A 9434-nucleotide genomic window follows, 5' to 3' on the forward strand; every position below is an offset into this window, starting at 1 on the left:
TGGTACGAGACCCGCTATCGTGAACAGCGTCCCCCGGCTGCCTCAACCCCCGAGGTGGCCTGAACCGGAGTCTCCACTCGATCCAGGGCGATTCACCCGCGATTGCAGTCAACCGGAAACCAAGACGGGCGCTGGCCACGATGACCGGCAACCGTCAGTGGGCGAACCTGTTCGGTATGGACGTGCCCTGCACCCTCGCCGGCGGCTTCGTGGCCCGTCATTGCAACCGTCGGATGGATACGGGTGGACGCCGCCGGGTGGGGTTCGGGGACGCCTTACGGCTCGGGCGGTGACGCCGTTTGGGCAGGTTACGTAGTTCGATGGCAGCTGACGCATGGGGCATTCCACCCGGTAGGGAGGGCAGAAGCACTAGCCGGGGCCTTCTGGTCACGACTGCGGAGCCGGTCGAGGATCGGCGCCGCTGCATGCTGGCAGGTAGGCACGGATTCCGGCTGGCGGGGACCGGTGATGGGTGTCAGCGGTGGCGACATGGGTTCGCTGGAGCGCAATGCTGGATTGAGTGCAGATACTGGAGGTGGCATGGATACGAAACTTGCCGGCAAGCGGGCGTTGGTGACCGGTGGCGCGCGCGGGATCGGCGCGGCGGTCGTGCGCCGCCTCGCCGAGGACGGCGCGGCGGTCGCCGTCAACTACCGCAGCAACGAGCATGCGGCGAACACCTTGGTCGACGACGTCCTCGCCGCCGGTGGCCGAGCTGTCGCGATCCGGGCCGACGTCAGCGATCCCGACGAAATCGGGCAGTTGACCGATCAGACCGTTGACGCTCTGGGCGGCCTCGACATCCTGGTCAGCAACGCCGGAATCGAACACTTCGGCATACTCCAGGACATCACTCCGGCCGACTTCGACCGGGTGTTCGCCACGAACACACGAGCTCAGTTGTTCGCTGCCCAGCACGCGGCCCGCCACCTCGGGGAGGGCGGACGGATCGTGCTGACCTCGTCGGCCAGCGCGCACAAGGCGTTCTTTCACCACGCCCTGTATGCCGCAAGCAAGGCCGCGGTCGAGTCCATCGCCCTCAACCTCAGCCCGGAACTGGGCACGCGCGGTATCACGATCAACGCGATCGCTCCCGGCGGCACCGTCACCGACATGTCCGACCATGCCAAGGACCGCTACGTCCACCCCGACGTCGAGATCGATTTCGACACCGCCATCCGCACGGTCTCCGCACTGGGCAGGCTCGCGCGGCCTGACGAAGTCGCCGCCACCGTTGCGTTTCTGGTGTCCGACGACGCCTCCTACATCACCGGCCGAACCATCCCTGTGGACGGCGGTTGGTACTGACGCATGCCAGCATCGTTGCGGAGGCGGCCTCACCCTGGCGGCCGACACCCCTGCAGCGTCGGCTCGGGGCCTGGCGATGCGTTCACGAACCCTGCGTCGACCGGTCGGCGGTCGGCAAACTCTCTAACCCGTTTCACTGCTGAGAGGATCTCTCCCATGACTTACCGTGCCGCGCAGAACCGTTACGAGTCGATGCGCTATCGCCGGTGCGGGCGAAGCGGCATCAAGCTCCCCGCTATTTCGCTGGGCCTGTGGCACAACTTCGGTGACGACCGCCCGGTCGAGACACAACGCGAGATTCTGCGCCGGGCCTTCGACCTGGGGATCACGCATTTCGATCTGGCCAACAACTACGGTCCGCCGTACGGGTCGGCCGAAACCAATTTCGGACGGATTCTGACCGAGGATTTCAAGTCCTATCGGGATGAGTTGTTCGTCTCGACCAAGGCCGGCTGGGACATGTGGCCGGGCCCGTACGGCGAGCTGGGGTCACGCAAGTCCCTGCTGTCGAGCTTGGACCAGTCACTACGGCGGATGCAGCTCGACTACGTCGATGTCTTCTATTCGCACCGGTTCGACCCGGACACGCCACTCGAGGAGACGATGGGAGCCCTCGACACCGCCGTGCGCTCGGGCCGTGCACTGTACGCGGGCATCTCGTCCTATTCGCCGACCCGGACCGCCGATGCGGTGGCAATTCTCCGGTCGATGGGTACCCCGCTGCTCATTCATCAGCCGTCATATTCCATGCTCAACCGTGTGATCGAGGAAGGGCTGCTCGACACCCTCGGCGCCGAGGGCGTCGGCTGCATCGCCTTCTCGCCACTCGCACAGGGAATGTTGACATCGAAGTACCTCGACGGTGTGCCGGCCGGGTCGAGGATGACCGAAGGGTCGTCCCTCACCGGTGACATGCTCACCGCGGCGAACCTCGACCACATTCGGGCGCTGAACGCGATCGCGGAACGCCGTGGGTAGTCGCTGGCGCAAATGGCGCTCGCCTGGTGCCTGCGCGATCCGCGGGTGACGTCGGTTCTGATAGGGGCATCGAGTGTGTCGCAGCTGGAGAACAGCATTGGGGCCCTCGGCAATCTCGAGTTCACGGACGAAGAACTGGCCGAGATCGACGAGCATGCCGTCGAAGGCGGAATCGATCTGTGGCGGACGGTCAGCACTGCCTGAGAAAAGTCGAAGCCAGTTGGCGAGCGGTGCGCTCAGGATGCGTGTTCGGGACAGCCATACGCGGGCACCCGGCGTCCCCGAATCCGGCGATTACTCTCGGGCTGTCCGGCTGGGCGCTGCGATGAGCCTCACGGTGGTCAACGTTGGGCTGGTGCTCGTCGTGGTGCTGATCGACGGCCGATTTGATCGTCACCGAGCTCGCTTTGGTGTCGTTGCGCGAGGCTCGGATCCGGCACCTCGACCGGGCGAGGGGTCGCTGGGCACCCAACGCGGCATTGGCCCGAGTGAACTTGCCTTCGAAGCGCCGGATCCGGGCCCGATAGTCGACATGATGCGAGATCTCCGCGCTACCGATTCAGGTCGACACGCATGGCATGGCTGTAGACACTCAGTAGGGGCAGGCGGGCGACGATCCATCGAGCAGACCGGCGGACGTCGAACACGCGATGGAGCTGCTGGCCAGTGGCCAGGGGATCGGCAACCTCCTGGAGAGTCGGGTCACCGGGCGTGGAGGATTTCGTCGACACCCTTCAGCGAATCGCCAAGGGAGGGTCGGGACATTCGCCGCCGTCGCCGTAAGCGGACGGTCGTGCGGACGCCCAATCCGTACCCACCCTGGAACGGATCGTTGACCATCGCTGCGAGGCGACGGCACCGGGCACCGGCACCGGCACCGTGAGCTGACCACGGTTGTTCATCCCTCTCCTTCGCGCAGCAGGACATCGTCGTCAGCGAGCACGCCGCGCGGTGCCCGCAGACTCAGCGGCGTTACGTCGGCTGTCCCGGACGGTGAGGCACCCCCCGATTGTCGCCCAGGGCAACCGGCTGCGGCACAGCGGCCGGAACCATCCGCTGGCCCTCGGCTACCGGTCAGGGTCCGGCTGCCCGCCGCCGGCCATAACTGGTAGGTCGCAGGACACCGTCGTGCCGCCGCCTGGCGGGCTGTGTAGGGAGAAAGTGCCGCCCAGCGCCTCGATACGGTCCTTCAGGCCGACCAGCCCCGAGCCCCGTTGGGGGTCGGCGCCGCCCACACCGTTATCACGCACGCACACCCGGAGTGTGCCTCCGGAGGCTTCGGCGTCCACCTCGACAACCGAGGCGCGCGCGTGCTTCGTCGCGTTGGTGAGCATCTCCGAGACGACGTAGTAGGCGCCCACCTCGACTGGCTCGGGGAGCCGGCCATCGATCCGCACGTCCATGTCCACCGGGATGGTGGAGCGCCGCCCGAGCGCTCGCAGCGCCGGACGCAGCCCTGCGCTGGACAGGATGGCCGGATGTATGCCGCGGGAGATCTCCCGGAGCTCCTCGATCACGTCCGTGAGCTCCGCGGCGACGTTCGTGATCTCGGTACGGATTTCGTCGCTCTCGTGAGGTGCTGTCGCCGCCGAACGCAGCCTGAGTGCCAGCGCGAGGAGGTGTTGCTGTGCGCCGTCGTGCAGGTCCCGCTCGATCCGTCGGCGGGCCTCGTCCGCGGCTGCGACGATCCGTGTCCGCGAGGCGGCAACCTCGGCTCGGCTCTCGGCGTTTCCGACCGCCGTTCCGGCGAGCTCAGTGAAGTCCGCCATGCGGTCGGCGGTGTCGGGAGGAAACGGCCCTCGCGTCGATAACGCGTTCACCACGCCCCACATGCAGCCTTCGACGATGATCGGGCTGGCCACCATCGACCGGATTCCCAACTCGCGCAGGCCCTCGGCGATCCGGTCCGACGCGCTGCTCCACAGGTCCTCGTTGACCAGGGCAGAACGGCCGGTCCGCCAGACCACCGCCGGGGCAATGTAGTCGCGGAGTTCCACGCGTGTTCCGGCCGGCAACTTGACCGGGACCTCCCCGACACCGCCGACGACCACGACCGAGGCCCCATCCGGCTCGAAGCGGGCTATGCCCGCGCTGTCCGCGCCAAGCAGCCGACGCACTTCCTCGGCGACCGCCAAGAAGATCTCGACCGGGTGGATTCCGCGGGCGACGAGCGTGGCAACCCGGCGCAGCGCGGCCTGCTCCTCGAGGAGGCGGGCGAGCTCGTCACGGCTCGCCTCCAGCGCGCCCCAGGTCTGTGCGTTCGCGACGGCGGTGGCGACCAGGTCGGTGAACTCCGTCATTCGTTGCTCGGTGTCGGGCGGCAGTGGCCCCTGCCCGGACCCGACGGCGATCGCTCCCCACAGCCGGCCGTTGACGTGTATCGGCATGGCGACCGCGGACCGTAACCCCTCGCGGAGATACGGCTCCCCGCCCGGAATGTCGCCGTAGTCATCGACACGGGCGGCCCGGCCGGTGCTCAGGACGGTCGCTGTCAGCCCGGTCGGCGGATAGTCCTCCCAGCGTTTCCCGACCCGCACGTGGGGGCCCGTCGTGCCTTCGTTGGCGAGGAGCGTCGCCGTTCCGTCGAGCTCGTAGCGGATCATCCTGGCGGTGCCGCCACCGAAATGCCGGAGAGCCTCGCTGGTCGCGGCCGCGAACACCGCCTCGGGCGGTTCCCCTCGCGCGACCAGCATGGCCAGGCGCCGTAGTGCGGCCTGGATTTCGGCGAGTTCGCGCAGTTCTGGCTCGGCCCGGACGTCGGCGTCGGCGGCGATCCGGGCGCGGGACGCGGTGAGCTCCGCGCGGGTCTGGGCGGTCGCGATCGCGGTCGCGACGAGGTCCGTGAAGTCCGCGATACGCGCCTCGGTGTCGGGTGGCAGGGGCTCGGGTCGCGTGGACCCGACGACGGCCGCGCCCCACAGGCGGCCGTCGACGACGATCGGCGCGCCGACCGCCGAGCGGATGCCCAGCTCCCTCAGGTGCGCGGCGATGGAACCGGCGGCGTTCTCGTAACTGTTTATCCGGGCGGCGCGGCCGGTCCGTAACACCATCGCCGCGACGTGCTCGTCCTCGAGCGAAAGACGGGTGCCAACCGGCACCTTCTTCACGCCGGACTCGGTGCCGTTCGCGACGAGGATGGCGGAGCCGTCGGGCTCGTAGCGGAACAGACCGGTGTTGTCCACACCCAGCACCCGGGCCAGCTCCTCCGCCACCGCTGAGAACACCTCGGTCGGGGTGACCCCCCGCGCGACCAGCGTCGCAACCCGCCGCAACCCGCCTTCGCCATCCCGTGGACCCCAGGCGCCGTTGTTGATGAGTCTGTCGGCAAACGTAGGTTCCCAGGACAGTTCGGTGATCTTCTCGTGAGCTTTCTTCGAACTTTGTCTGCTCAACGTGGTCCTCCTGGCGTGGGTATGCCGGTGGTGGGCTATCCGTTCGATCGGCTTCCTCTGGGCGGTCCTTAACTTCGTAGGTGTAGTTACTTCGTTCGGTTACGTTGTGCTGTGACCCGGTGGGCCGGGTGAGGCTGTGGGTGTTTTGCCAGCTCTCGGGTGTGGCTTTAAAGGACTGGCCCAGCCCAGCCGGTGGCGACCAGCTCCTGGAGACATGACACACCCGATGGCATGGGATACACGTATCAATCTGAGACCGGTCTCATGCTGAAACGGCTGTTCCAGTTGGAGCGGCCGATCGCACGGCCGATGCCGGTAGGATTCCGCCCCAGGGACGGCACCACCCGGGTCCGCAGGCGCCGCAGGCATCTATGCGGGGAGATCGGCGCGAACGAGCAACGTGCCGAGCAAGGCACCCTCGTTGTTTAGCGGAAATCGCGGTGTGGCTTCATCCGAGGGAACCGGCTCGAGCTCGCGGGCCGCGGACGGGAGCCCGAGTGCCTGCGCCAGGTGTCGCGCGGCCCCGTCCATCGCGGATCGCGGGGCACTGGAGCTCAGCTCGGCGCCGACGGCGAAGACCAGGACGAATGTGCCGATCGACTCGCCCGCATATCTCATCCGCGGCCGTGGCGCGGGGACCGCAGTGGCATCTGGGGATGTGACCATGTCGAGACTCCTCGAATTGTTCTCTGGCACAATTCCAGAATCGTCTTACCGCCGGCCGGTGTCGTCAGCGCTGGCCTCCATCAGGGCGCCCTGCCAGCCCCACTGCTCGTGTACCTGCTAGCTGCAACCCGGCCACGGCATCCGCGACCGGCGGACGTCGGCCACGCGATGGAACTGCTGGCCAGTGGCCAGGGGAGGGACTACCTCCTCAAAAGCAGGGTCACCCACGTGGAGGATTTCGTCGACACCCTGCAGCGAATTGCCAAGGGGGCATCGGTGGTCGACCCGGCACTGGTGCAGGAGTTGGTCTCCGCCCAACGGCGCGACGATCCGCTGGCCGTGCTCAGCGTGCGGGAGCGGGAGGTGCTGGCGTTGATGGCGGAGGGACGTTCCAACGCGGGCATCGCCCGCCGTTTGTGGGTCGCGGAGGGCACCGTCGAGAAGCACGTGCGGAGCATTCTCACCAAGTTGAGCCTCCCGGGGACCGGTGACGATCACCGCCGGGTCCTGGCAGTGGTCACCTTCCTCGAAGCCCGCTGACCGACACGGCGGGATCGCCGTCGTCGCCGTCTCGGCCACCGAGCAGGTCATAGATGGCGCCGGCCGACAGGGCGGACTTGGACACGAACCCCACCGCCGGGCTGGCGTCGATCAGGTCGGCGAGGTCCTGCTCGTCGTGGGTGGAGATCAGAATCACCGGTGACGGTGCACATCGCGTGTCTTGGTGAAGCTGCTCGGCGAGCGTGAAGCCGCTCTCCCCACCGAGGTTGACGTCGACCAGTGTGACGTCCGGTCGCAGTTCCGCGACGCGCCGGAGCGCCTCGGCGCTCGTCGACGCCACGCCGACTACGGTGATCCCCTCCAGTTCGAGGAGATTCCGGGCGGCGTCACGGTAACTCGGGCTGTCATCGACGATGAAGCAGCGCAACAGCGTAATTCGCGGAACCATGACGTCAGTGTGCGCTAGCGCGGTACCGGTACGCATCCCCGCTAGCGGGAATTCTGTGCGGCCACAACGCAGCACCGTGGCATCTTGCCATGCCCTTCCGGATCGGTGGTGCGCGGTCGGCGCCGGGGTTTTCGGAGGTGACGGGGCTGGGTTCCTGCTGGCGGGAAGTGCTGATATCCGATAGCCCCAGCGAGGCTTTCGGTGTGGTCTACCTACTGGGTGTCTTGGTGGTCTCGACGGTGTCGGGGCTCGGGCTGGCGGTGGTGACGTCGGTGGCCGACGCCATCGCCTTCGACTACTTCCGTCGCTGGCCCGCGGTCCTTGGTGTGACCGGCGCCCAGAACTGGGTTGCCATCGCGGTGTTCCTGGTCGTCGTGCTTGTCGCGAACACCGTGGCGGGGGTGGTCCGAACGCGTGTGGCCGAGGCAGATCAACGCAGTCGGGAGGTTGAGGCCAGCCGTGACGAGCTGGTCGTGCTCGCGGAGCTACTGTCCGCGTTGCGGCGGGTGGCGAATCGGTCGCGCTGGGGGTCGATCCGGGTGAGGTGTTTTCGGCGGTGGCAGGCGAGTTGACCCGGTCCCTGGGTGCTGATCATTCGACTGTGTTCCGCTACGAGCCGGCCGGTTCGGCCACGCTGGTCGCGGCACGCCACCGAACCGGATGACGGAGAAGGCGTTCAACGCGCGGTTCTCGCCGGACGACGAGAACATACCCGCGATGATGTTCGACACCGGTCGTACCGTCCGGATGGACAGCCACGACAGTGCTCCCGGTTCCGCCGCGGCGTAGCTCCTGAAATTGACAGTTTCGCCGTGGAGCGCTGTTCTCCGGTGCGCCGGTATAGCGAAGGCCAAAACGAACCTCGACACCGCAGAATCGCGCACAGAAGGATTTCGATCTTGGCCTGCAGCTTCCTAATGCCGCCCCCGCCTCACCGGCCCGATCGAGGACCTCCAACGCTCGCCGGAGCCTCGTGCGGGACCACAGCTCAATCGACGGCGCCTCTGTGGATCAGGGCGTGCACTGGATCGGAACCGGTCCTGGCCTGCGACGTCGAGTACCGCGAGTACACGGGCGGAAGGCTCAGGCACCCCTCGGACAAGGGGCAGAAGCGATTACCCCCGGAGCAGGTCAAATCGCAGTAGGCCCGGATCGCGAAGGCGACGTTTTCCCTGGTCGATCAATGTGAAGAGATGCAGCGCAGGCAGTCTCGGCATGCGGATGCCATCTGGTCACCGACTGCAGAGTTGCCAGTCGATCTCAGGGCCGCTGCATGCTGGCAGGTACGCACGGATTCCAGTTGGTGGGGAGCAGTGATGGGTATCAGCGGGGACGACATGGGTTCGGTCGAGCGCAATGCTGAAGGAGTTCAGATAGGGCCATCGAACAGCGGGTAAGAGGCCGGCTACCGCCTCCGGGTTCTGCGATTGTCGAGAGTGGGTCGAATTGTGAACAGTCAGATCCGGGTCACCGGTTCAGCCGATGTGTGTGAATACATAAGTTCTGTAGCGGTGACGATGGACGCCGAATCGGTCCGCCGGTGCGAGATCCCCGCCTTCGATGCCGTCCTGACGCTTTCCTGCGAGATCCCCCACTACCGGGGACGGAAGGCTGTTCTCGCCTGGAATCGCCACTTCGGGTGGTTTCTCGGAGTCCACGGACTCACACAGGGCAACGTGGTGATAATCGACGGTCTCGGGTTGGGGCGTCTGCCGGAGCCCACGAGGTGCGCCGATCGGCTTGTCGAATTGATCGCGGACCTCAGGCAGGGCGGTCCACCGGCATCGAGCAGGCGGTCGGCCCCCCGGATCGTGCGCACTCGTCCCGCCCCGTGCGCGCCGAAGGACCGCTGAGGTCAGCGCATCGGCCCCGCTGGATCTCTCGATGTTGCCGGGTGTGTTCCGTTTCCTATGCTCGATAGAGGTCAGGCCAACGACGTCCTGGGCGATCGCGGCAAGGGCGGGTTGCGCCTGTGACGAAGCCGGTGAACTGCACGTCTGCTTCGATTTCAGCGGCCGCGGAAGGGGCCAGGCTTAGCCTTGGCTTAGTGGTCTGATTCGTTAATTCGTCGGGGGTTGTTGCCAGGCGGTGGGGTCGGCGAGGTAGAGCCCGCAGGCGCAGTCGAGTGCGTCCTCGGGGGT

General features: G+C 66.9%; 8 protein-coding genes and 2 pseudogenes. 7 read left to right on the plus strand and 3 right to left on the minus strand.

Annotated elements, in window-relative coordinates:
* Window positions 1-140: 140 nt before the first annotated feature.
* The 3 genes and pseudogenes from ACFWAY_RS52040 to mgrA all read left to right on the plus strand — a co-directional run bounded on the left by ACFWAY_RS52040 (window position 141) and on the right by mgrA (window position 2490).
* Complete coding sequence (locus ACFWAY_RS52040; protein WP_378516302.1) at window positions 141-293, plus strand: hypothetical protein; 153 nt, start codon at window positions 141-143, stop codon at window positions 291-293.
* 247 nt (window positions 294-540) lie between these two features.
* Window positions 541-1308 carry an SDR family NAD(P)-dependent oxidoreductase gene (locus tag ACFWAY_RS52045; RefSeq protein ID WP_378516303.1) on the plus strand — a complete coding sequence of 256 codons (768 nt, stop codon included), beginning with the start codon at window positions 541-543 and terminating at the stop codon, window positions 1306-1308.
* 156 nt (window positions 1309-1464) lie between these two features.
* Window positions 1465-2490: pseudogene (gene mgrA, locus ACFWAY_RS52050) on the plus strand (L-glyceraldehyde 3-phosphate reductase).
* 863 nt (window positions 2491-3353) lie between these two features.
* Here the strand turns inward: mgrA and ACFWAY_RS52055 are convergent.
* Complete coding sequence (locus ACFWAY_RS52055; protein ID WP_378516304.1) at window positions 3354-5678, minus strand: GAF domain-containing sensor histidine kinase; 2325 nt, start codon at window positions 5676-5678, stop codon at window positions 3354-3356.
* Between the two features lie 369 nt (window positions 5679-6047).
* Window positions 6048-6344, minus strand: coding sequence for a hypothetical protein (locus ACFWAY_RS52060; protein WP_378516305.1), 297 nt, complete (start codon window positions 6342-6344; stop codon window positions 6048-6050).
* A gap of 153 nt (window positions 6345-6497) precedes the next feature.
* On the opposite strand from ACFWAY_RS52060, the pseudogene ACFWAY_RS52065 reads away from it, so the two are divergent.
* Window positions 6498-6884 (plus strand): annotated as a pseudogene (locus ACFWAY_RS52065) (LuxR C-terminal-related transcriptional regulator); the annotation flags it as partial.
* Here the strand turns inward: ACFWAY_RS52065 and ACFWAY_RS52070 are convergent.
* Window positions 6862-7293: a response regulator transcription factor gene (locus ACFWAY_RS52070; RefSeq protein WP_378516306.1), complete on the minus strand. Its 432-nt coding sequence runs from the start codon at window positions 7291-7293 to the stop codon at window positions 6862-6864. The pseudogene ACFWAY_RS52065 and the gene ACFWAY_RS52070 sit on opposite strands and share 23 nt — an antisense overlap.
* An 89-nt stretch (window positions 7294-7382) precedes the next feature.
* Between ACFWAY_RS52070 and ACFWAY_RS52075 the strand changes: the two genes are divergently transcribed.
* The 3 genes from ACFWAY_RS52075 (at window position 7383) to ACFWAY_RS52085 (ending at window position 9146) form a co-directional block, all read left to right on the plus strand.
* On the plus strand, window positions 7383-7865 hold the full coding sequence (locus ACFWAY_RS52075) for a DUF4118 domain-containing protein (RefSeq protein ID WP_378516307.1): 483 nt from the start codon (window positions 7383-7385) through the stop codon (window positions 7863-7865).
* An 88-nt stretch (window positions 7866-7953) separates the two neighbouring features.
* The gene (locus ACFWAY_RS52080) at window positions 7954-8082 is read left to right on the plus strand and encodes a hypothetical protein (RefSeq protein ID WP_378516308.1); all 129 of its coding nucleotides are present in this window, start codon (window positions 7954-7956) and stop codon (window positions 8080-8082) included.
* A 695-nt stretch (window positions 8083-8777) separates the two neighbouring features.
* On the plus strand, window positions 8778-9146 hold the full coding sequence (locus ACFWAY_RS52085; protein ID WP_378516309.1) for a DUF6292 family protein: 369 nt from the start codon (window positions 8778-8780) through the stop codon (window positions 9144-9146).
* Window positions 9147-9434 lie beyond the last annotated feature (288 nt).

The organism is Rhodococcus sp. NPDC059968 (assembly GCF_042738615.1).
Taxonomy (GTDB): Bacteria; Actinomycetota; Actinomycetes; order Mycobacteriales; family Mycobacteriaceae; genus Rhodococcus_F.

Coding starts and splice junctions, on each gene's coding strand:
- ACFWAY_RS52070 (WP_378516306.1), bottom strand. CDS start 7,293: ATGGTTCCGCGAATTACGCTGTTGCGCTGCTTCATCGTCGATGACAGC.
- ACFWAY_RS52075 (WP_378516307.1), top strand. CDS start 7,383: ATGCCCTTCCGGATCGGTGGTGCGCGGTCGGCGCCGGGGTTTTCGGAG.
- ACFWAY_RS52040 (WP_378516302.1), top strand. CDS start 141: ATGACCGGCAACCGTCAGTGGGCGAACCTGTTCGGTATGGACGTGCCC.
- ACFWAY_RS52060 (WP_378516305.1), bottom strand. CDS start 6,344: ATGGTCACATCCCCAGATGCCACTGCGGTCCCCGCGCCACGGCCGCGG.
- ACFWAY_RS52045 (WP_378516303.1), top strand. CDS start 541: ATGGATACGAAACTTGCCGGCAAGCGGGCGTTGGTGACCGGTGGCGCG.
- ACFWAY_RS52080 (WP_378516308.1), top strand. CDS start 7,954: ATGACGGAGAAGGCGTTCAACGCGCGGTTCTCGCCGGACGACGAGAAC.